We start from the raw sequence: 20474 nt of genomic DNA on the forward strand, positions 1-20474 counted from the left end.
TCGACCTTGGGGTTCCCAGATGGTGAGACTCGGCGCTCCGGGGTGGTGTCTGCCCAGCGGCAGGTGGGGCAACCGGGTTAGTGGTGCAGGTCACTCGGGTCGCCGCGGACGCTCACCTGCTCGACGCCGCGGGAAGGACCGCAGGTCGCGATCACTGCCATTGACGCTCTCCGTAGTCGAACGCTAACTTCGCGTCGTCGTCGCCACACCAGGAGCACAAGGCTCCATCGGGACTCGCGACGCGAAGGAATCTCTTCCTTTGACGACTGTGACCGATTCAGAGATCCAGCACGTCACTCGAGCCGATACGGATTCCCCGGCCGGCCTCTTCAAGATCCAGCCCTTCACGCCGCACTGCGAGGTCATCCGCATCGCGGGCGACCACGCCGTCATCGGCGTCTCCCCCGGCAACAGCTACTTCTCCGCCCGCCGCGTCCACGACCTCGCCCACTGGGGCCTCGCCCTCTTCGAGCGCGTGGACTTCGTCTACACGGACCTGTACGTGGCCGAGATGTACGCGGCGTCCGGCTATCCGCCCGACGACGCGCGCCGCAAGGCGGTGAAGAACCTGCGCGGCGTGCGCGCCAAGGTTCTCGGCGCAGTCGAAGCCGTCGACCCCGGCGGCACGCGCCTGCACGCCCACGCCATGTCGGACTTCCGCGGCAACACGGCGTACCGCGAGATCCACGACCGCCTCCAGGCCCGCCTCGCCACCGACGACGAGTTCCGCACGACCTGCGAGAAGCTCGTCGACACCTTCCTGGCCGGCAAAGAGGGCCGCGTGACCGAAGCGCAACGCGAGGTCTGCCTGGCCTACGTCTGCGCCGAGGCGCCCCTCTTTCTGGACACGCCCGCCATCCTCGGCGTCCCCTCCTCCCTCAACTGCTACCACCAGCTCCTGCCGATGGCCGAGCTCCTCTACTCCCGCGGTGCGGGCCTGCGCGCCTCCCGCAACCAGGGGCACGCCATCGTGACGCCGGCAGACAGGACCACCGATGCTCACTGAAGCCACTGAAGCCCCCATCGACTTCCCCTTCTCCTGGCGCGGCGACCAGATCCCCGCCGAGGTGGAGGCGTTGCGCGCCGGCAGCCCGGTGCGCCGCGTGCGCACCATCGCCGGTGACGAGGCCTGGCTCGTGTCGTCGTACGAGCTGTGCAAGCAGGTGCTCGAAGACCCGCGCTTCAGCCTGAAGGACACCTCGGCGCCGGGCGTGCCCCGCCAGTACGCGCTGACGATCCCGCCCGAGGTCGTCAACAACATGGGGAACATCACCGGGGCCGGCCTGCGCAAGGCCGTACTGAAGGCGCTGAACCCGAAGAGCCCCGGCCTCGCGGAGTGGATGCGCTCCTACGCCGCCGAGCTCGTCGACGAGCTGATCCGCGAGGGCGCTCCGGCGGACCTGCGCGGCGGCTTCGCCGACCCGTACTCGGCGGGCATGCACTGCCGCATCCTCGGCATTCCGCAGGAGGACGCGCCGAGGCTGATGCGGAGTCTGGACATCGCGTTCATGAACTCGGCCTGCCCGGTCGCGGGGGCGCGGCTGAACTGGGACCGGGACATCGCGTACATGACCGAGCGGCTCGACGACCCGGCGACCACCGGCCTGATGGCCGAGCTCGCCGCCCTGCGCGCCGACCCCGACTACGACCACCTCACCGACGAGATGCTCGCGACGGTCGGGGTGACGATGTTCGGCGCCGGTGTCATCTCCACCGCCGGCTTCCTGACCATGGCGCTGGTGTCGCTGATCCAGCATCCCGAGCTGCACGCCCGCCTCCTCGCCGACCGCACCCTGGTCCCGGCCGCCGTCGACGAGCTGCTGCGCATCAACCTGTCCATCGGCGACGGGCTGCCGAGGCTGGCGACGCAGGACGTGCTCCTCGGAGATGTCCAGGTCAAGGCGGGTGAGCTGATCCTCGTCCTGGTCGAGGGCGCGAACTTCGACGCGGCCGCCTTCCCCGACCCGTACGCCGTCGACCTCACCCGCGAGAACAGCACCGCCCACCTCTCCTTCGGCGGCGGCCGCCACTACTGCCCCGCCACCGCCCTCGGCCGCAGACACGCGGAGATCGCCCTGGAGACGTTGCTGGAGCGGATGCCCGGGCTGCGGCTCGCGGTGCCGATCGAGCAGCTGGTGTGGCGGACCGGGTTCATGAAGCGGATCCCGGAGCGGCTGCCGATCATGTGGTAGCGGCCGCATAACAGCCCTTTCACCCGCTTATCGCCTGTTCACGGGCTCGGCGACCGGTCGTCTTTAAAGTTCAACCACTATGGTTCGCCTGTGCGCGTACTGCTGGTGGAAGACGACGAGCCGGTCGCCGAGTCGCTCCGGCGAGGGCTCCTGCGTTACGGCTTCGAGGTGGCATGGGTCAGCACGGGTGCCGCGGCGCTGAGCCACGACGACCCCTACGACGTCGTGCTCCTCGATCTCGGCCTGCCCGACACCGACGGGCTCGACGTCTGCAAGGCGCTGCGTGAGCGCGGTGACGTGCCGATCATCGTGATCAGCGCGCGCAGCGACGAGACGGACCGGGTGGTCGGGCTGGAGCTCGGCGCGGACGACTACGTGTCCAAGCCGTTCGGGGTCCGCGAGGTCATCGCGCGGATACGAGCGGTCATGCGCCGTATGCAGCCGCGCACTCCCGCCACGGCCGCCGAGGCCGGCCCGGACCGTTACGGCACCCGCCTGACCATCGACCGCAAGGCGGCCCGCGTCCGCCTGGACGGCGAGGAGGTCGCCCTCGCGCCCAAGGAGTACGACCTGCTGGCCTTTCTCACCGAGGAGCCCGGGGCGTTGATGTCGCGCGAGCAGATCATGGAGGCGGTCTGGGACGCGAACTGGTTCGGCCCGACGAAGACCCTGGACGTGCATGTGGCGGCGCTGCGGCGGAAGTTGGCAGGGGCGATCACGATCGAGGCGGTGCGGGGGGTCGGCTTCCGGTTGGAGATCGCCGGAGGCAGTGACGCCTCATGAACCGCCAGCTCATCCGCAGTTACATCCTGCTCGTCGCGATCGCCATCGCCCTGTTCACGGTGCCGGTGGCCTTCACGCTGACCAAGCAACTGCGCGACGACACCCGGGAGTCGGTCCTGCGCGAGGCGAAGACCATGGGCCTGCTGCTGGGCAACGGCAACCCCGCCTCCTGCCAGGCCCTGACCGAGATGGCCAAGGCCTACGACGACGAGACTCCGGGAGAGGTCCAGGTGGCCGTCTCCGACACCTCCTGGGCCTGCAGGCCGGACCTGCCCGAGCCCGCCCCGGACCCCGACCTGACCGACGTCCTGCAGCAGAAGCAGCGCGAGACGGTCGACTGGGGCTCCGACTTCATCTGGGGCCGGCACCTGGTGGTGACGGTTCCCGCTCGCCAGTCCACGGCGCAGGGAGCGGGCACGGGCCCGGTGGTGGGCGCCGTACGGATCGAGTACTCGACCAAGGAACTCACCAACCGGCTGTGGACCATCTGGGGATTCCGGGCCGGGCTGGCCGTCGCCGTCCTGGGTGCCGCGGCCGCGATCGGCGCGTTCGCCGCCCGCCGGATCACCGCCCCGCTGCGCCAGCTCAACGACATGGCCAGCAAGTTCAGCGACGGCGATCTGACCGCGCGCTCCCCGGTGACGGGCCCGCCGGAGACCCAGACCCTGGCCCGCACCCTGAACCAGGGCGCGGAACGCCTGGACACGCTGGTCGCCTCGCAGCGGATCTTCGTGGCCGACGCCTCGCACCAACTCCGTACTCCCCTCACGGCGCTGCGCCTGTCCCTGGACAACATCGCGGACGGGGTGGACGACGAGTTCGTACGGGAGGACGTGGAGCAGGCGACCGCCGAGGTCGTCCGGATGAGCCGGCTCGTCAACGGCCTGCTGGTCCTCGCCCGGGCAGAGGCGAAGGTCACGGCCGCGGAGCCGCTGCCCCTCAGGGACATCGTGGACGAACGGCTGACGGTATGGAGGCCGGCCGCCGACGAGCGCGGAGTCACCATCGCGCTCAGGGGGAGTGCCGACGGCCGGCTGCTTGTGCTGACCAGCCCCGGTCATCTGGACCAGGTGCTGGACAACGTGCTTTCGAACGCCCTGGAGGTGTCACCGGACGGCGGCACGATCACGGTCCGGGTGGAGCCGAGGGGCGACGAGGTGATCCTGTCGGTGGACGACGAGGGCCCCGGCATGTCGGACGCGGAGAAGTCCCGCGCCTTCGACCGCTTCTGGCGTGGCCAGGGCCTGACCGGGCGCTCCGGCTCAGGCCTCGGCCTCGCCGTCGTCAAACAGCTGGTGACCGACGACGGCGGGACGGTGGCCCTGGGCGACGCTCCCGGGGGCGGGCTGTCCGTGGGGATCAGCCTTCGGGCATCAACGAGGAGTGGTGGTTGACGATCTTCCACTCGCCGTCCCGCTTCTCCCACTCGTAGGTGTAGCGGGCCTTGGCGATGCTCTTCTTGCCCGTGTCGTGGTCGGTGAGCGCGAACTCGTAGAGACCCGCGTCCAGCACCGAGTTGGAGTCGAGGACGTTGATGTGCGTCTCGATCTTCGTGCCGACCGGCTTGTTCGCCAGGAAGTGCTCGAAGTAGTCGATGCGGCTCTCGCGGTCGGCACGGACCTGGTTGGAAAGGGTGGGCAGCAGGACCGCGTCGTCCCAGTAGAGGTCGGCGACCTTCTCCGGGTCCTGGGTCTTCAGCGCCGCGTTCCACTCGTCGAACAGGGCGGCCACCTGCTTCTTGGTGGGCTTCGCCGCCTTCTCCGGTCCGGCGACGGCACCACCTGCGGCAAAGGTACCGACGGCGACGAGGGCGGCTGCGGTGACGGCGGCTACGCGCTTGCTTATGGAACGACGGGTCATCGCGAACTCCCAGTGCTGTGCGGTCTGGTGGGTCTCCCTCCGCTTTCTGTGTTCTCTGCGGTGGAGGTGACTCCAGATTCGCCTGGCACCGGTTAGGGCCCGTACAAGGCAGATACAGGGCCGGGACAGCACGTGCCCAATTCACGCCGGGTGACTTGCCGATTACGCCACGTTCGCATTTTGTGCTGACGCCACGTTCGCATTCCGTCGGCGCATCAGGGCGGAACCGGCCCCGAGGGAGACTACGCCCATGCCGACGCTGGTCGCGATCCCCTGGGCACCGTCCACGGCAAAGGGCGCGGCCGCGGCGACGACGGCGTTGAAGAGGAACAGGAACCACAGGACGGGGCGGGAGGAGAGCAGGGCCTTCATGATGGTTTCCTTCGGGGGCGGGGCCGCTGCGGCGGCCGTTGACCTGGCGAGATCAACGATCGCGTTTTCCGAGGTCAGCGACGAGGGAGTGGTCTCCCGAAGGGGTGGTGTAGCGGGCTACACCACCGACTGCGCGTAGGGGGACGCCGAGCGATGACGAGCGGATGGACGGGCGAGGCCCTCCTGGCCGCCATCGTGCTGCTCGGCTCCTGCGTCCAGTGGCTCACGGGGATGGGCTTCGCCCTGGTCGCCGTACCCGCGCTCGTGCTGGTGCTCGGCCCGGCCGAGGGGGTCGTGCTGGCCAACTGCGCGGCCGGGGCGATCTGCGCCCTGGGGCTGGCGGGCGGGTGGCGGCAGGTGCGGCCGGCGGCGATGGTGCCGCTGTGCGCGGCGGCGGCGTGCACGGTGCCGGCGGGGACGTGGATGACCCGTCAACTCCCTGAATCCGTGCTGCTGTTGGTCATGGGCGGGCTCGTGACCGGGGCTGTGCTGCTGGTGCTGCGAGGCGCCCGGGTCCCCGCCCTGCGCGGCATGAAGGGGGCGGTCGCTGCCGGGGCGGTGGGCGGGTTCATGAACTCCGCGGCGGGGGTCGGCGGGCCGCCGATCTCGTTGTACGCCGTCAACGCGGGCTGGACGGTACGGGAGTTCGTGCCGAACGCGATGTTCTACGGCGTGATCGTGAACGCGTTCTCCGTGGCGTCGAACGGCGTGCCGCGGCTGAGCGGGATGCAGTGGGTCTCGGTGGTCGCGGCCATGGCCGTCGGCGGGGTGATCGGCAGGTGGCTCGCGGGGCGGTTGCCCGAACGGCGGGCCCGCCTGCTGGTCCTGACGCTGGCCTTGGCGGGCGGAGTCACTGCGGCGGCGAAGGGCCTGTGGGGCCTGTGACCGGTACGCGAACTCCTCGAGGGGCTCGGCCCCTTCTCCTCATGCCGGCTCAGGTGTCGTCGGCCGGGGTGAGGATGGGGGTGAGGGCGTCGCGGAGCCGGCCGCCGAGTTTGTCACCGTCGGCGAAGGCCTCTTCCAGCTCGGCAAGAAGGGGAGCGGCCAGCTCCCGGGCCCGCTGGAGTTCTCCCGCTTTCCAGTGCAGCAGGACGACCCGGTGACGGGCCTGCAGTCCGAGCACGTCGGCCCCTTCGGGCGGTACCGGGTGCTTCTCCACGCACTCCTCGGCCGCCCGGAGAGCCCCCACGAGGTTTCCCGCCGCCTCCCGGACATCGACGAGTGCCCACAGGTGTTGCAGGGCCGGCCCGCTGGACTCGCCGCCGGAGCGGACCGCATCGGCCAGCAGTTGCTCGATCTCGGTGGCCGCTCGCCCTGCATACTGCTGAGGAGCCGACTGGGCCATCAGTCGCCATGCCTCCGTCATCGCTCCCTTGGCGCGGAGCGTCTCCGGAGCATCGCGGCCAAGAACACGCTCGGCCCGGCGGGCGTTCTTCTTGGCCAGTGACATTCCGGCGTGGCGGAGCCCGATTTGCGCCTGCCTGATGGCCAGTTCGGTACGTTCGTCGATCGTCTGTGGGGCGTCGCGCCCGAACACGCGCCTGGACATGGACACGTTCATCCTCGATTGTGTCACCGCACGCCGGCGGTCGCCGTGAACCCACTCGTAGAGAGCGACGAACTGGCCACGTATCAGATCGGTGGCGCGCCGCTGCCGTATGCTCCCTTCGGACTTGGCCGCCGCGGATGCGGCCAAGCGAATGGCCGGGTCGAACGGCGCACCACGGGTCATGGCAGCGCTGATGATCAGGATGGTGAAGTCCGGAGGCAGCTTCTCGTCCCCTCCGTGGTGCTCGATGAGCGACTCCGCCTGGGCGGCCCAGGCGTGGCTGCCCAAGGACTGCGGCGCGAGATCGAGCAACACCCGGATGGCTTCCTCGCGCCCCTCGGCACGGCCCTCCCCCGCCCGCGACACCGCCTGCACCAAACGATGCACCGAGATGGTCCCGTCCTCGCGCAGGCTGATCATGCTGTGCGCGGCCAGCCGGCGCAGCGCCTCCGTGATGTCCGGCTCGTCGCCCAGGGACTCGACGTACGCGCGCGGAATCCCGTCCGGCGCCCACCAGGCGATGACCCGCAGGATGCGCGCCGCGGCCGGCGTGTCCGCCAGCCGGTCCATGGTCACCCGCCACACCCGGGCGATCGTCTGCTCACCGTCCCCGCCCTCGGCCGTGCTCGCGAGGACCCGCTCGGGGTAGCGCCCGAGCAGGTCCTGATAGGCGCGAGGGGTGATGCGCGCCTCCACGCAGTACGCCGCAGCCTGTTCGACCGCCAGCGGCAGGCATCCCAGCTCGACGCACAACTCCTCGATGCCTTCGGCCGCCCCGCCGTGGATCTGCTCGAACAGCTCGACCGCCTGCGGCAGTTCCAGTACATCGAGCGAGAGCGGCTCGGCGATGCCCTGCCAGCCCGAGGCCCGCCGGGTCGTGATCAGGAAACGTCCGCCCGTCGTCCGCCCCAGCAACGGCCGTACGTCCGCCGGGTTGGAGACGTTGTCCAGGACCAGCAGCCAGCCCTCGTGCTCCGCGAGCCACCGCACCGCCCGTTCGCTCCGCGCTTTGCGCGACAGCACGTCCCGCAGGGCGGGCTGGAGGGCGACCGCCAGGTCGGCCAGGCCCGCCTCGAGGTCGTCCGGCGTCTCGGCGGTGATCCACCACACCGGGTTGTACGACCCCGTCCGCCCCGCCGCCCACTTCGCCGCCAGCGTCGACTTCCCGATGCCGCCCAGGCCGTGCACCGCCTGCACGACCACCCCGCCCGCGTCCTCGAACGCCTCGTCCAGCCGCGCGAGTTCGGGCTGCCGACCGATGAACAGGCCGGTCCGCTCGGGCAGGTTGACCATGTGCGGCGGCGCCTGCGGCGGCAGTTCGAGTGCCTCCGGCGGCAGCGTCAGGGACCTCTCCGTGTAGTACGCGATCGCGCCGTCCCCGGTGAGCGCCTGCCGGATGGACCCGGCCGCGGCGATCGAACGGTCCCCGGACGCCTCCGCGGACCCGCTCACGCGTCCCCCGTCGACACCGAACCGATGCCACCCCCGGCCGCGACGGACCGCTCCCCGGAGGCGGCGACGGGACCGTTCGTCACCGGCCTCGGAGCTGAGACGGGCGACGGCGTCGCTGACGGCGCGGCGGACGCCCCGTCCCCCGTCGCCACGGACCCGATGCTGCCGCCCGCGGCGACCGAACGCGTGCCACTCGCGGTGACGGCGGCAGCCGTGGACGCCGGCACCAGGAGGGCGTACAACGTCACCGCCAGCCCGATCAGCCCCGCCGCTCCCCCCGCCACGCTCGCCCACGGATCCGCGGCGTCGACGTCCAGCAGGCCCCCCACGACCAGCCCCACGGCCCCGGCGACGCAGAGCCCGATCCCCGTCCATACCAACGCACTTGACCGACTCGCCATACGACCATCATGGCCGAGCTCGGCCGGGAAAGGTGGTGCCGGACACCACTTCCACAACCACCCGCTACACCCGCCCCCCGAACAGCGCCACCAGACCCTGGTCCAGCTCCGCCCCCACCGTCTCCTCGCCCGGCGCGATCACGGTGTACGTGCGGGCCAGGAACCGGTACAGGTCCGACGTGGCGAAGCGGAGCACGGCCGTGCCCACCGGTGAGTGGAACTCCACGTAGGTGTGGGACGACCCGCACGGCCGCAGACGCACACTGCCGGGGCCGGCGGGCGCACGCAGGCCCTCGCCCAGCAGCACGCGGGCGAACGTCCAGGTCGTGACCTCGCCGTCGAGGGTGACATGAGGCGGGAAGTCGATGTGCACCGCCAGCGGGTCCGCGGAGGTGTAGCGGAGGGTGGCGGGTATCGCGATGTCCTGGTCGGTGGCGGTGATCAGATGGGCGCCGGTGGGCTGCTCCAGGGTGACGTGCATGGTGGGGCTCCGATTCGGGGGGTGGGGCGCACCGGCCGGGTGTGGCCGTTGTACCTGTGCGCCTGTGAGACCGCCCGAGGGGCCGATGCATTACGCCACTTCAGAAGCCATTTCCTGTAACCCGCGTCACACCGGACGAAGCGACTACTTCGCCTGCCGGATCCCCAGCGGCTCCCCGATCTCCTGCTCCATCACCTTGCCGGCCTCGAATTCGAGGGTCTCGTCGCCCATCATCCCCTGGTCCGTGTCCAGGCCGTCCAGCTCCTCCAGGGGCTGGTTCAGGCGGACGTGGGCCAGGACCGAGTGCAGGGCGCGCAGAGTGGCGGACGCCGTCGTGCCCCAGTTGGAGAAGTAGGAGAACTGCCACCACCACAGGGCCTCCGTGGTGCGGCCGGCGCGGTAGTGGGCCATGCCGTGGCGGAGGTCGGTGATGACGTCCGCCAGGTCGTCGGAGATACGGGCCGGGACCGGGGCCTTGCGGGGCTCGTAGGGGTCGAAGACCTCCGAGTAGACGTCGACCGGGTCGAGCAGGCGGGCGAGGTTCTCGCGGAGTTCGTCGACGTCCGGCTCCGGGCCCAGGTCGGGCTCGTAGCGCTCCTCGGGGACGATGTCCTCGTGGGCTCCCAGGCGGCCGCCGGCCAGGAGGAGTTGGGAGACCTCCAGGAGGAGGAAGGGCACGGTCGAGCCCGGCTCGTCGCCCTTCGCGACCTCGGTGACGGCGACCAGGAAGCTCTCGATCTGGTCCGAGATCTGGACCGCGAAGTCGTCCGGGTTCGGCTCGGTCGCGTGCAGCGTGGCGTCAGACATCTAGGAGTCGTCTCCCCTCGAAGGCGCGGCCGAGGGTGACCTCGTCCGCGTATTCCAGGTCGCCACCCACCGGGAGGCCGCTGGCCAGGCGGGTGACCTTCAGGCCCATGGGCTTGATCATGCGCGCGAGGTACGTGGCCGTGGCCTCGCCCTCGAGATTCGGATCGGTGGCCAGGATCAGTTCCGTGACCGTCCCGTCGGCCAACCTCGCGAGAAGTTCTCGTATACGCAGGTCGTCCGGTCCGACACCCTCGATCGGGCTGATCGCGCCGCCGAGGACGTGGTAGCGGCCGCGGAACTCTCGGGTCCGCTCGATCGCCACGACGTCCTTCGGCTCCTCGACCACGCAGATCACTGCCGGGTCACGGCGCGTGTCCCGGCAGATGTTGCACAGCTCCTCCTGCGCGACATTCCCGCACGTCGCGCAGAAGCGGACCTTCGCCTTGACCTCCAGCAGGGCCTGGGCGAGGCGCCGTACGTCCGTCGGTTCCGCCTGCAGGATGTGGAAGGCGATCCGCTGCGCGCTCTTGGGACCGACGCCGGGCAACCGCCCCAACTCGTCGATGAGGTCCTGGACCACGCCTTCGTACAACGGACTGCCGTCCTTCCTGGGGGTTCCTTACGGTACGTACGGTAGTTGGCGGCGGCCCGTCTTAGAAAGGCACGCCGGGGAACACCTGAAACGTCTGCAACGTCAGAACGGCAGGCCCGGGATGCCGCTGCCGCCGCCCAGGCCCTGGGCGAGCGGGCCGAGCTTCTGCTGCTGGAGATTCTGGGCGTTCTCATTGGCCGCCTGTACGGCCGCGATGACCAGGTCGGCGAGGGTCTCGGTGTCTTCCGGGTCCACCGCCTTCGGGTCGATCTTCAGCGCGCGGAGCTCGCCGGCGCCCGTCACGGTGGCCTTCACCAGGCCGCCGCCGGCCTGGCCCTCGACCTCCGTCTGAGCCAGTTCCTCCTGCGCCCTCGCCAGGTCCTGCTGCATCTTCTGGGCCTGCTGGAGCAGCTGCTGCATGTTGGGCTGGCCACCACCGGGGATCACGATCAGCTCCTTGCGTGTGTACGCGTCTCTGTACGGGGTTTCCGCCTTCTGCACGGGGTTTCCGCTCGGCTTTCCCGTTCAGCACGAGCCTACGTGGTCGGCGCAGCCGTCGCCCCAGCACTCTTTCGAGTGATTCGAGTGAGAGGAACTGGAGTCCGATACCTGATCAAGACCCTCTTCCGGGCGGAAAAGAGGCGAAAGGCATCTCTTCGCCATCCATTGGACGCTAGGAAGGGTTCGGCGCGTCAGCCTCAGGTGCTGCGTGGCGTTCCGTGCGGCGTGGGGGGCGTACCCGGGTCGTACGTGGTGTCACGCACCGTGATCAGTAGGGAGTGCCGGGTGGGTCAGCCGGAGATGCAGCCCGAGAGGTCGCCTCAGTACGGGCGGGGCGGCGGGGGCGGCGAAGGGGCGGCCGGGATCCGGCCGGGCGATCTGAGGGGGCGGGCGTTTCCGCTCGGGGACTGGGGGGAGCCGGCGGTGCGGTTGCACGAGTTGTACCGGTGGGTGGAGCGGGGGGCGCTGGACACGGCCGCGTGGTATCTCGCGGATCGGGTGTGGAAGCGGCGGGGGGCTCGGGCGTTGCGGGGTGGGGCCGTGGTGGGGGCGGTGGTGGGGGCCGCGTTGCCGCTGCTGGATCTGACGGGGGTCGCGGGCGGGGTGGCGCCGTGGGGGTATCTGGCGTTGCTGCTGGCGGTGGCGTGTGTGGCGGTCGATCGGTTCTTCGGGGTGACGTCCGGGTGGATAAGGGACGTCGCCACGGCTCAGGCGGTGCAGCGGCGGCTTCAGGTGTTGCAGTTCGACTGGGCGACGGAGAGTGTGCGGGAGGTTCTGGGGCCGGCCGAGGGGACGGCCAGTGAGGCGGCGGAGCGGTGTCTGGGGGTGCTGCGGAGGTTCTCGGAGGACGTGACGGAGCTGGTGCGGGCGGAGACGGCGGACTGGATGGTGGAGTTCCGGACGGGGTCGGCGCCGATGGGGATTCAGTCTGCTGTGGCCGGTGGGGGGCGGCAGGATGTGGGGGCGGGGCAGGGGCGGCTTGCTGTGCCGCCGGGGAATGGGGCGCGGCCGAACATGCCTCGGCAGCGGCCGCCTGAGCCTCGCTGAAGGGTTTTCGCCCCCGCCGCCCCTACCCTTCCCGTCCTTGAAGGGGCTGCCGCCCCTTCGACCCCGCTCCTGGGGGCCTGCGGCCCCCAGACCCCCGCTTCGGCCCTGAGCGGGCCTCGTCCTCAAACGCCGGACGGGCTGAAATACCTGGGCCGGCGTCCAGACGCGCAGCCCCGGGCGGGATGAAATGCCGGGTCGGCGTCGAGAGGTGAAGCCCCCAGCGGGTGGGTGGGGGATCGGGATGGCCGTGCTCGTCCGCCAAGGCCGGGCGGGCTGGAATGCCTGGGCCGGCGTCCAGAAGCGCAGGCCGGGGCGGGCTGAAATGTACGGGTCGGCGTTCAGGAGCGCAGGCCCGGACCGGCTGGAATTGGCTGGGGCGGAGCTGGGGAGTGGGTGGTGTTAGTTGGTTCGGCCTGGGGGGAGGGTTCGGACTTGGGGGGATGTGAGGCCTGCTGCCGTGGCCAGGAGTACCGACAGGGCGCAGGTCGTGAGGGCGATGGGCAGGCTGGTGGCCTCGGCGGCCGGGCCGGCGGCCAGGAGGCCCAGGGAGGCCAGGGACAGAGAGCCGAACCAGTCGTAGGAGCTGACTCGGGAGAGGGACTCCTCGGGGATCTTCTGCTGGAGGGCGGTGCTCCACAGGACGCCGTAGACGCTGATGCTCATGCCGGTGAGGAACATCGCGGCGATGGTGAGCCAGGACGGCGCGTCGGCGGCGAGGAGTGCCATGGGCAGGGCCGCGGGAAGTGCGGCGAGCGAGGCGATGAGGAGCGGGCGGCGGGGGCGGACCCTGGCGCCCATGGCCGCGCCGGCGATGCTGCCCACCGCCTGGGCCGCGACGACCGCGGACCAGGTCTGCGCGCCGCCGGAGGACTGGAAACTCAGCGGGCCCAGCACACCCACCGTGGCGTTGACGGCAGCCATCACCAGCGCGTACTGAGCGGTGAGGACCCACAGCCACTGGCGGGAGAAGAACTCGCGCTGCCCTTCCCGCAGATCCTGCCAGCCGGAGGTCGCCCGCCGTGGGCGCGGCGGGACGGGGACCTTGTGCATGAGCAGGCCGCTGACGAAGAAGGTCAGGGCGTTCAGGGCGAGCGCCCAGCCGGCGCCGAACAGTCCGACGACGGCGCCCGCGGCCGCGAGTCCCACCAGGTTCGCGGTGTTGTTCCCGGTGCGCAGCACCGCGTTGGCCCGCTGCAGGGCGTTCTCCGGCACGAGTTGCGGGACGAGCCCGTCCATGGCCGGGTACAGCAGCGCCGAGGCGGTTCCGGCCACCGCGGCCAGGAGGCAGAGCAGGGTGAGAGAGCTGTTTTCGGTGGTGATCAGGAACGCGAGCAGCGTGAAGGCGACCCCCGCCGTGTACTCGGCCGCGAGGATCAGCCGTGAGCGGCGGACGCGATCCGCCACGACCCCGCCGACCAGGATGAAGCACACCTGTGGAACGGCCTGGCAGGCGAGCACGAGGGACAGCTGTCCCGGTGTGCTGCCGGGCAGGCTGAGCACACCGAAGGCGAGGGCGACGCGCGACAGGCCGTTGCCGAAGACGGACACGGTGCGCGCGACGAGGAAGTAGAGGAAGGCCGGTTCGGCGGTCAGTGGCGTCGGGCGGGGGGCCTTGAGGCCGGTCGTGCTGCCTGAATCCTCATGACTGCGGGACAACGGCGTTCTCTCCTCGGGCTGCGGCCGGGCGATCCGACGGGGCGGACGTCCGCCCCGCGTCACGCGCATAGGCGTCGGCGGCCCGGCAGAACGTCTCCACCCGACGCGCCAGGCCGGCGGCCGACGCCATCCAGAACTCCCCGGAGTGGAGGTCGATGCCGCACCGCTGGGCGAGTACCTCGGGAGCCTGGCGTCCGGAGTTGGCGAGGAGGTACCGCAGGGCGTCCGGCTGGAGACTACCGTCGGTGGCCTCCCGGATGCCGAGACCGAGGAACAGCCCGAAGTAATAAGGCCAGTTGGTGAAGGGCGTTTCGCCGTAATAGTGCGGCTTGGCGATCCAGGCGTACCGGTCGAGCGTGGCGGTGTCCACGCTGTCGCCGTACGCCTCGCACTGGGCCTCGTGGAGGAGGCCGGAGATGACTGTGGCCGAAAGGGGACCGTCCTCGCGGCGCCGGAGGTACTCGCGTTCGAAGAGGAAGCGGCTGTAGGTGTCGACGACGACCTGGAAGTGCCCGATGAGGTCGGCGTTCATGAGTGCCAGGTGCTGCGCGGGGGTCGGGTCGGTGACGCCGTGCTCCAGCAGCAGCGTCTCGGAGACGAGGCTGGCGGTCTCGGCGAGCGCCAGGGGCGGGATGCGCTGGAGTTCCTCCGTGTCGCGCAGCAGGTGGTAGTGGTAGGCGTGGCCGAGTTCGTGCGCCAGGCTCAGGACGCTGTCCATGCTGCCGTCGAAGTTGACGAGCAGCCGGCTCTCGCCGTCGCGCATGGGCATGCTCAGCGCGGTCTGCCGCTTCCCGGGGCGCGGCTCGGCGTCGATCCAGGCGCGGTCGGCGGCCCGGCGGACGAGCGCGGCGAAGTCGTCGCTGAACGCGCCGGCCGCGCGCAGCGTCATCTCCACTGCCGCGTCCCAGCCGACCTGCGGCTCCTCGGGGAGGGGCGCGGCGATGTCCGGGTAGGGCAGGTCCTTGACCCCGAACAGCGCGGCCTTGGCTCGCGGGAAGCGGTGCAGGGCCGGAAGTGCCGACCGGACCGCCTCGTGCAGTACGTCCAGGATGCGCGCGTCGATGCCGTTGGCGTGGAGGGAGAGGTCCAGTGGGTCGGCCCAGCCGCGGTGGGCCGCGAGGGTCAGGGTCTCGCCCCGGACGGCGTTCAGACAGGCCGCGGCCGGGGACTCGATCGACCGCCACGCCCGTTGGACGGCTTCGTACGCCGTGTGCCGGCGCTGCGCGTCCGGGTGGCCGAGTTCGCCGCGCAGGGTGGCGATCGGTACCGTCTCGCCGTTCAGCTGCCCGGTGAGGTTGCTGGTCAGGTCGCGCTGGAGGTTCTGCCACGCCTGCATGCCGCTGGGGCGCAGCTGGGAGAGCAACCGCTCCTGTTCCGGCGGGAGTTGGTGCCGCGCCACGGCGTCGGCACGGTCGAGCCAGTAGCGGTGCGCGGCGGCGATCGGGCTGGCTTCGAGGAGTTGCTCGCGGTCCAGGCGGGTCACCCACTGCTGCAGACGTGACTGCAGGGCGGGCAGCGTGGAGCAGGCCTGGCGAACGGCGGCCGCCTGTGTCGCCGCCTCCGCGTCGGCGGCGTCGGCCCAGCAGCGTCCGGCCCAGTAGAGGGAGAGGATGCGGTGGTCCTCGGCCGCCCGGCTGACCAGGGTGAGCGCCTCGTCGAATACGGCGACCTGCTTCGGGGTCGCCTCGAGGGGCGGTCCCGGGACGATCTGCAGGGTGGTGAAGTGGCTTTCCAGTAAGTCCAGTTGGGCACGCAGGCTGTGCAGCGCTTCATCGGGTGACGCGGCGCCGGCGGAGGGGAAGACGGTGTCGAGGTTCCAGCGGGGAGGCGTCGCGTGGGTCATCTGTCCATTTCCGTCGGGCCGTTGGTGGGGCTGTCGTGGGTGGTAGGGCTGTCATGAGTCATGAGGCTGTCGTGCGTCATGAGGCTTCGTGCGTCATGAGGCTGCCATGGCCGGCGGGCCGTCGCGGGTGATCGGCCGTGGGTGCGGGCACACGGGTGATGCGGGACCCGCGCCGAGCAGGCCCCGCACCTGATGGATGTGCTCAGTCGACCTTGGGCGCCTGCTCCGGGTCTATGTAGACCTTGCGCGCCTTCAGACGCCCGGTGGCGGTGTGGCGGCCGACGACCTCCTTGATGTCGTCGCCGTCTGCCACCGGCCTGCTGAGCCGGATGCTGACCTCGGCGCGCAGGCCGAAGTTGTCCTGGACGGCGGCGTCGGCGGCGGCCGCCGCCTCGACCAGGCCCTTCTTGACGATGTCCATGTAGTGGTCGACGTCGACGGGGTCGAGGTCGATCCCTACGATGTTCTCCCGTTCCTCGGAGGTGGTGAATCGGGTCAGCTTCGGTTGCGATTCGGACATTGTGTGTCCTCCGTATACGAGCTGATGGAAATGATCTCAGGGCTTCCAGGTAGTCGGCCCCGGCCGTAGAACACGGCCGCCAACCACCATCGCCCACATCGATGGTGGTTGAAAATTACGCCTCGGGAAGTTGTCTGCTTAGCGGCCTTGGAGCCGGTTCCGTTCTGCCCGTTTTTAGTGGCAATGAGCCCGTTGTAGCTCCCGGGTTTTTACCGGCTTCATGCCGCCGCAACATTCAGTTCGGGCCATTTGCCAAGGCACACTTCTGGCGGCCGAGAGCCCTGGGTAGCGTTCCCGGAGTGCGCCGTCCGACCCGCTGACAAACCGCCCCGAAAGCCGGAGCCCCATGTCCCGAGACGACCGGAAGTCCAGCCCGCCGACAGCACAGAGCGCCGCCCGAGAGCTTCTGGCCAACTTCTACACGGTCGAGCGGGCCGGAAGCTTCCGGCTCAGTGACGGAGGCGGCCCTTTCGGGTTCGACATCACTACCGCCCTGCAAATCGATTTCCTGATGACGTCCTACGGATGCGACGGAATCGTGGAGACGGGATGCTTCCTGGGCGACACCACCACTTACCTGGCACGGCAGTATCCCGACGTCCCGATACGCACCTGCGATGTGTCGGAGGAGTACGCGTCGTTCACCCGTCGACGCCTGGCCGGACACACCGGCGTACGCGTTCTCACGGGGAGTTCCGACGAACTGATGCCGCAGCTGCTGAAAGGGCTCAGCCGGCCGCTCGTCTATCTCGACGCGCACTGGTACGAGCACTGGCCCATTCGTGAGGAAATGACTTTGATCGGGACCGGAATCGTGGCGATCGACGATTTCGACATCGGCCATCCCCGATTCTCGTTCGACGAATACGACGGTATTCGCCTGGACGCCGGGCTCGTCGCGCAGGTGCTGCCGGAGCACGACGAGTTGTTCGTCGGCGACCCCGAGGCCGACTACCCCTTTCCCTGCCTGCAGACCGGCCGGCGCTCCGGCACGGCCTATCTAGTACGGGGCCTGGATGCGGGGCCGCCACGGGAGAGCGGCATGTTCCGGCGGGTCGCCCTGAAGCCGCACATCCAGCTGCCGGCCTGGAGCACGGCGGGGACCGGCGCGGCGCGGCCCCGGGCCACGGTGTCCGGCGCGGGGAGGTGAGCGGCGATGCATGTGCTGAGCGGCAGCATCCGGACCCGGTCCGCGGAAGAGGTCGCCGCCACCGCCTGGGCGGTCGCGCGGCGTCTGGGTGTCACCCGGGTCACGGACGTCACCCGGATGGACCGGATCGGCATCCCCGTCAGCTCCGCCACCCGACCGCGGGCCGGCATCCTGCGGGTGTCCGCGGGAAAGGGGCGCCGCCCCGCCGAGGCCCACATCGGTGCGCTCATGGAGAGCATCGAGCAGGGGGTGGCCGAGCGGGCGGCCGAGACGGCCGACGTCGAGTGGATGAGCGCGCGGCAGGTGGTCCGTGACGGGGGCCCCACGCTGGGCAGTTACTGCCCGCACATCAGCGCCCGGCTCGATCCCGACCGGCCGCTGCCGTGGGTCGTCGCCCACGACATCGTGCGCGACTGCCCCGTCCCGGTCCCCGCGGAGCTGGTGTTCATCCCCTGCCCGGCGGAGCTGACGACCGGCTATTTCGGCTCCACCACCACGGGGCTCGCCTCCGGGAACACCTGCACGGAGGCCACCGTGCACGGCCTGTGCGAGGTACTGGAGCGGGACATCTCCTCCTTCCAGATCGTCGACGACGCCTCCTTCCTCGTCCTGCCCGAGAGCCTCCCGCCCGGTCTCGGCGAGCTGACCGAGCGGATCCGGGCCGCGGGCCTGCGGACCTGGCTGCGCTGGGTCCCGTCGGCCCTCGGCGTCTCCTACTTCGCCTGCCTCATCGAGGACCCGGACTTCCCCACCCCGCTGTTCTGCAACGGCGGTTACGGCGCCCACCCCGTCCCGGCCATCGCCGCCAGCCGGGCGATCACCGAGGCCGCCCAGAGCCGGCTCACCTACATCCAGGGCGCCCGGGAGGACCTGGAGGACACCTTCGGCCTGTTCCGCGACGCCCCGGCGCAGGCCATGGACAGCTACCGCGACGAACTGGTCGGCCGCTACGCCGACGACCGGCGCACCGTACGCTTCGGCGACATCCCCGGACTGGATCCGGCGCCGCCCGAGATCCTGCTGGAGCATCTGGTCCGGTGCTGCCGCGCCGCCGGGTTCTCCTCCGTCGCCGTGTACCGGTACGCCGAACTCGCCCTGCCGTTCCGCATCGTGCGCGTGACGGTCCCGACCGCGGAGCACTTCACCAACGCCACGCAGCGGGTGGGAACCCGGCTGGGGCAGCTGCGGCGAGTCGAACGCACCCTGGCGGGGGCCGCGTGAACGCCGGCCCGGGCCCGAACCCGAGCTGCCCCGCCCGCCTGCACGTCATGGTCGGGCCCACCGGATACGGCCTGCACGACCGGCTGTCCCACGCCGCGCACGTCACGGTGCACCCGCCCGCGGAGCGCGGGTCGGTCCGCGCGCTGCTGCGCGGACACCCCGCCGCGCCCCAGGACATCGCCCTGGTCGACGGCCGGTTCGGAGACGTCCTGGCCGTCGGCCACGGAGAGCTGCTGGAGGCCGTCGACGCGGGCTGGCGGGTCTGGGGGCTCGGCTCGATGGGGGCCATCCGCGCCGCGGAACTCCACACCCTCGGCGTGATCGGCTACGGGCAGGTCTTCCGGCACCTGAGCGACACCATGGCACCGGACGACGAGGTGGCCGTACTGCACGGGCCCGCGCCGCGCTACCGGCCCGTCACCGAGGCCCTGGTCGACCTGCGTGCGCTGCTGGCGCACTGGACCGGCGAGGGTCTGTTGTCCCCGGAGCGGCAGGCGGAGTTGCTGGCCGAGCTGGCCCGCCGCTGGTTCGGCGACCGTTCCCTCGCGGAGGTGATCGCCCTCGCCCGCCGCATGCTCGGTTCCGCCGCCGCCGACACCTTGCGGGCCGCGCTGCCGCCACCCGCGCAGTACCGCATCAAGAGCCGTGACCTGGCAACCTTCCTCCAGGAGGAACCATGGCGTCAGCCGCGTCCTTCATCCAGCGGGAATTCGGTGGATTCCCCTTCCTCGACGAGCCCTTCACACCTGGCCGTCTCCTGACCGCGGTCGCCTGCGTCCGGGCGAGCCGGCGCTCGGGCGGCGAGTCCACCCCCGGCCCGGACGAGCTGCGCGAGGTCCTCACCCCGCTCACCGCCCTGGACATCCGCCGTCTGGACATGCACCTGGACATGCCCGCCGGCCCGCTGTCACCCGAGCGGCTCACCGCGGTCGACGGGGCCCTGGCCACGATCGCGGCCGCGGTACCGGCCTGGGCGCCGCTGGTGCGGTTGCCGATACGTTTCCTGCAGCTTCGGGACGGCGGTCGCGCCATCGGGGCCAGCTGCTACGCCTGGCCGCAGCACGTGCTCCTCGGGGACGACGCCTTCGCCTCCCCCGCCGAGCTCGCCGAGCAGGTACTGCACGAGGTCTCCCACAACTGGCTCTACCTCGTGGAGGAGATCAAGACGCTGCAACACCGCGGCTGTGACCACACGTTGACGCTCCCCTCGGGCACCAGCGAGCGCGAACCGGACGAGATCCTCGGCGCGGCCCATGTCGTCGTCAACGTCCGCCGGCTGTGGCAGCGGATGGACGTCCCCGAGGAACAGCGCACCCAGCGTCTCGCCGACCTGGCGTCCTACCTCGACGGGTGCCTGGCCCTCATGGACGAGGCACGTGTCTGCCTGACCGACGACGGACAGGCGTTGGCCGACCGACTGCTTCAGGAGGCTGTTGCCGCGTGAAACTCAAGGGAGAGATGTCGACCCGATGGGGCACGCCGTTCCTCGTCCACCAGGTGCGCAGCCCCGACGGATACAACGCCGCGCTGCGCGAACTGCTCCTCGAACGGGAGCACTCCAAGGCGGGCACCACCGTCGGCATCGTCGACGCGACCAAGACGACGTCGGACGTGCTGCGCTGGGACCACCCCCTGGTCGACCCGCTGCGCGGCTGGGTCCTCGACGTGGGCGAGTCCATGAACCACCACGTCGGCGCCGGTGTGACGGCCGCCGGAGAGCCCGCGCAGATGATCGCCGAGGCATGGGCGGTCATCTACCACGACCGGGGCCACCACAAGATCCACTCGCATCATGACTCGGCCTGGTCGGGCGTGTACTACGTGCACACCGAGGACATGGCGCAGGGCACCGGAAACATCGAGCTCGTCGACCCGCGCCCCGCGGCCGGCGCCGCCGAGCCCCACCGGTCGCCGCTGCTGCCCTTCACCCCGCGGACCGGCACGCTCATCGCCTTCCCCAGTTGGCTGCAGCACTGGGTGACCCCGTACCTGGGCGGCAGCGAGCGGATCTGCATCGCCTTCAACATCGGCTTCGAACGGTGAGGAC

Annotated in this window: 22 protein-coding genes; 11 read left to right on the forward strand and 11 right to left on the reverse strand. The window is 70.7% G+C overall.

Annotated features, from left to right (window positions below):
- The first annotated feature begins 268 nt into the window (after nt 1–268).
- From EHO50_RS26620 to EHO50_RS26635, 4 genes are all read left to right on the forward strand, one after another.
- Entirely contained in the window at nt 269–1006 is a 738-nt protein-coding gene (locus tag EHO50_RS26620) for a cyclodityrosine synthase (RefSeq protein ID WP_128434034.1), read from the forward strand.
- Nucleotides 996–2192 (forward strand): cytochrome P450, encoded by a 1197-nt coding sequence (locus EHO50_RS26625; protein WP_128433730.1) that lies wholly within the window; start codon nt 996–998, stop codon nt 2190–2192. The genes EHO50_RS26620 and EHO50_RS26625 overlap by 11 nt, the downstream gene beginning before the upstream one ends.
- Before the next feature lie 90 nt (nt 2193–2282).
- On the forward strand, nt 2283–2975 hold the full coding sequence (locus tag EHO50_RS26630; RefSeq protein WP_128433731.1) for a response regulator transcription factor: 693 nt from the start codon (nt 2283–2285) through the stop codon (nt 2973–2975).
- Nucleotides 2972–4369 (forward strand): sensor histidine kinase, encoded by a 1398-nt coding sequence (locus tag EHO50_RS26635; protein ID WP_128433732.1) that lies wholly within the window; start codon nt 2972–2974, stop codon nt 4367–4369. The genes EHO50_RS26630 and EHO50_RS26635 overlap by 4 nt, the downstream gene beginning before the upstream one ends.
- Here EHO50_RS26635 and EHO50_RS26640 read toward each other — a convergent pair.
- Complete coding sequence (locus EHO50_RS26640) at nt 4335–4835, reverse strand: SgcJ/EcaC family oxidoreductase (protein WP_128433733.1); 501 nt, start codon at nt 4833–4835, stop codon at nt 4335–4337. The genes EHO50_RS26635 and EHO50_RS26640 overlap by 35 nt on opposite strands.
- 162 nt (nt 4836–4997) lie before the next feature.
- On the reverse strand, nt 4998–5207 hold the full coding sequence (locus EHO50_RS26645) for a hypothetical protein (protein WP_128433734.1): 210 nt from the start codon (nt 5205–5207) through the stop codon (nt 4998–5000).
- A 153-nt stretch (nt 5208–5360) separates the two neighbouring features.
- Between EHO50_RS26645 and EHO50_RS26650 the strand changes: the two genes are divergently transcribed.
- On the forward strand, nt 5361–6092 hold the full coding sequence (locus EHO50_RS26650) for a sulfite exporter TauE/SafE family protein (protein WP_128433735.1): 732 nt from the start codon (nt 5361–5363) through the stop codon (nt 6090–6092).
- A 49-nt stretch (nt 6093–6141) separates the two neighbouring features.
- On the opposite strand, the gene EHO50_RS26655 is transcribed toward EHO50_RS26650, so the two are convergent.
- The 6 genes from EHO50_RS26655 to EHO50_RS26680 all read right to left on the reverse strand — a co-directional run bounded on the left by EHO50_RS26655 (nt 6142) and on the right by EHO50_RS26680 (nt 10936).
- Complete coding sequence (locus EHO50_RS26655; RefSeq protein ID WP_128433736.1) at nt 6142–8208, reverse strand: NB-ARC domain-containing protein; 2067 nt, start codon at nt 8206–8208, stop codon at nt 6142–6144.
- Complete coding sequence (locus EHO50_RS26660) at nt 8205–8609, reverse strand: hypothetical protein (RefSeq protein ID WP_128433737.1); 405 nt, start codon at nt 8607–8609, stop codon at nt 8205–8207. The genes EHO50_RS26655 and EHO50_RS26660 overlap by 4 nt, the downstream gene beginning before the upstream one ends.
- A 64-nt stretch (nt 8610–8673) precedes the next feature.
- Nucleotides 8674–9090, reverse strand: coding sequence for an SsgA family sporulation/cell division regulator (locus EHO50_RS26665; protein WP_128433738.1), 417 nt, complete (start codon nt 9088–9090; stop codon nt 8674–8676).
- Nucleotides 9091–9234: 144 nt separating this feature from the next.
- A complete protein-coding gene (locus tag EHO50_RS26670; protein WP_128433739.1) occupies nt 9235–9897 on the reverse strand; it encodes a DUF5063 domain-containing protein in 663 nt (220 codons plus the stop codon).
- Nucleotides 9890–10489 (reverse strand): recombination mediator RecR, encoded by a 600-nt coding sequence (gene recR, locus EHO50_RS26675; RefSeq protein WP_128433740.1) that lies wholly within the window; start codon nt 10487–10489, stop codon nt 9890–9892. The genes EHO50_RS26670 and recR overlap by 8 nt, the downstream gene beginning before the upstream one ends.
- 102 nt (nt 10490–10591) lie before the next feature.
- The gene (locus EHO50_RS26680) at nt 10592–10936 is read right to left on the reverse strand and encodes a YbaB/EbfC family nucleoid-associated protein (RefSeq protein ID WP_128434035.1); all 345 of its coding nucleotides are present in this window, start codon (nt 10934–10936) and stop codon (nt 10592–10594) included.
- Nucleotides 10937–11275: 339 nt separating this feature from the next.
- On the opposite strand from EHO50_RS26680, the gene EHO50_RS26685 reads away from it, so the two are divergent.
- On the forward strand, nt 11276–12037 hold the full coding sequence (locus EHO50_RS26685) for an SLATT domain-containing protein (protein ID WP_128433741.1): 762 nt from the start codon (nt 11276–11278) through the stop codon (nt 12035–12037).
- Nucleotides 12038–12436: 399 nt separating this feature from the next.
- Here EHO50_RS26685 and EHO50_RS26690 read toward each other — a convergent pair whose 3' ends face one another.
- From EHO50_RS26690 to EHO50_RS26700, 3 genes are all read right to left on the reverse strand, one after another.
- Nucleotides 12437–13693, reverse strand: coding sequence for an MFS transporter (locus EHO50_RS26690; protein ID WP_220096464.1), 1257 nt, complete (start codon nt 13691–13693; stop codon nt 12437–12439).
- Nucleotides 13677–15536 (reverse strand): M3 family metallopeptidase, encoded by a 1860-nt coding sequence (locus tag EHO50_RS26695; protein WP_128433743.1) that lies wholly within the window; start codon nt 15534–15536, stop codon nt 13677–13679. The genes EHO50_RS26690 and EHO50_RS26695 overlap by 17 nt, the downstream gene beginning before the upstream one ends.
- A gap of 202 nt (nt 15537–15738) precedes the next feature.
- A complete protein-coding gene (locus EHO50_RS26700) occupies nt 15739–16056 on the reverse strand; it encodes a hypothetical protein (protein WP_128433744.1) in 318 nt (105 codons plus the stop codon).
- A 346-nt stretch (nt 16057–16402) separates the two neighbouring features.
- Between EHO50_RS26700 and EHO50_RS26705 the strand changes: the two genes are divergently transcribed.
- Genes EHO50_RS26705 through EHO50_RS26725 form a run of 5 tightly spaced genes read left to right on the forward strand, consistent with a single transcriptional unit; the run spans nt 16403 to nt 20470 of the window.
- On the forward strand, nt 16403–17206 hold the full coding sequence (locus EHO50_RS26705) for an O-methyltransferase (protein ID WP_128433745.1): 804 nt from the start codon (nt 16403–16405) through the stop codon (nt 17204–17206).
- 6 nt (nt 17207–17212) lie between these two features.
- Nucleotides 17213–18427, forward strand: a complete 1215-nt coding sequence (locus tag EHO50_RS26710; RefSeq protein WP_128433746.1) for a YcaO-like family protein — start codon at nt 17213–17215, stop codon at nt 18425–18427.
- Nucleotides 18424–19188 (forward strand): TfuA-like protein, encoded by a 765-nt coding sequence (locus EHO50_RS26715; RefSeq protein WP_128433747.1) that lies wholly within the window; start codon nt 18424–18426, stop codon nt 19186–19188. Before EHO50_RS26710 ends, EHO50_RS26715 begins: the two co-directional genes overlap by 4 nt.
- Nucleotides 19104–19871, forward strand: coding sequence for an aKG-HExxH-type peptide beta-hydroxylase (locus EHO50_RS26720; RefSeq protein ID WP_128433748.1), 768 nt, complete (start codon nt 19104–19106; stop codon nt 19869–19871). Before EHO50_RS26715 ends, EHO50_RS26720 begins: the two co-directional genes overlap by 85 nt.
- Nucleotides 19868–20470, forward strand: a complete 603-nt coding sequence (locus EHO50_RS26725; protein WP_220096465.1) for a TIGR02466 family protein — start codon at nt 19868–19870, stop codon at nt 20468–20470. Before EHO50_RS26720 ends, EHO50_RS26725 begins: the two co-directional genes overlap by 4 nt.
- Nucleotides 20471–20474 lie beyond the last annotated feature (4 nt).

This window comes from Streptomyces cyaneus, from assembly GCF_004028635.1.
GTDB lineage: Bacteria > Actinomycetota > Actinomycetes > Streptomycetales > Streptomycetaceae > Streptomyces > Streptomyces cyaneus.

Bases quoted from the DNA above. Each gene is read 5' to 3' on its own strand.
- EHO50_RS26645 (WP_128433734.1), bottom strand. From the start codon at position 5,207: ATGAAGGCCCTGCTCTCCTCCCGCCCCGTCCTGTGGTTCCTGTTCCTC.
- EHO50_RS26720 (WP_128433748.1), top strand. From the start codon at position 19,104: ATGGCGTCAGCCGCGTCCTTCATCCAGCGGGAATTCGGTGGATTCCCC.
- EHO50_RS26700 (WP_128433744.1), bottom strand. From the start codon at position 16,056: ATGTCCGAATCGCAACCGAAGCTGACCCGATTCACCACCTCCGAGGAA.
- EHO50_RS26650 (WP_128433735.1), top strand. From the start codon at position 5,361: ATGACGAGCGGATGGACGGGCGAGGCCCTCCTGGCCGCCATCGTGCTG.
- EHO50_RS26705 (WP_128433745.1), top strand. From the start codon at position 16,403: ATGTCCCGAGACGACCGGAAGTCCAGCCCGCCGACAGCACAGAGCGCC.
- EHO50_RS26695 (WP_128433743.1), bottom strand. From the start codon at position 15,536: ATGACCCACGCGACGCCTCCCCGCTGGAACCTCGACACCGTCTTCCCC.
- EHO50_RS26640 (WP_128433733.1), bottom strand. From the start codon at position 4,835: ATGACCCGTCGTTCCATAAGCAAGCGCGTAGCCGCCGTCACCGCAGCC.
- EHO50_RS26710 (WP_128433746.1), top strand. From the start codon at position 17,213: ATGCATGTGCTGAGCGGCAGCATCCGGACCCGGTCCGCGGAAGAGGTC.
- EHO50_RS26670 (WP_128433739.1), bottom strand. From the start codon at position 9,897: ATGTCTGACGCCACGCTGCACGCGACCGAGCCGAACCCGGACGACTTC.
- EHO50_RS26635 (WP_128433732.1), top strand. From the start codon at position 2,972: ATGAACCGCCAGCTCATCCGCAGTTACATCCTGCTCGTCGCGATCGCC.
- EHO50_RS26625 (WP_128433730.1), top strand. From the start codon at position 996: ATGCTCACTGAAGCCACTGAAGCCCCCATCGACTTCCCCTTCTCCTGG.
- EHO50_RS26665 (WP_128433738.1), bottom strand. From the start codon at position 9,090: ATGCACGTCACCCTGGAGCAGCCCACCGGCGCCCATCTGATCACCGCC.
- EHO50_RS26660 (WP_128433737.1), bottom strand. From the start codon at position 8,609: ATGGCGAGTCGGTCAAGTGCGTTGGTATGGACGGGGATCGGGCTCTGC.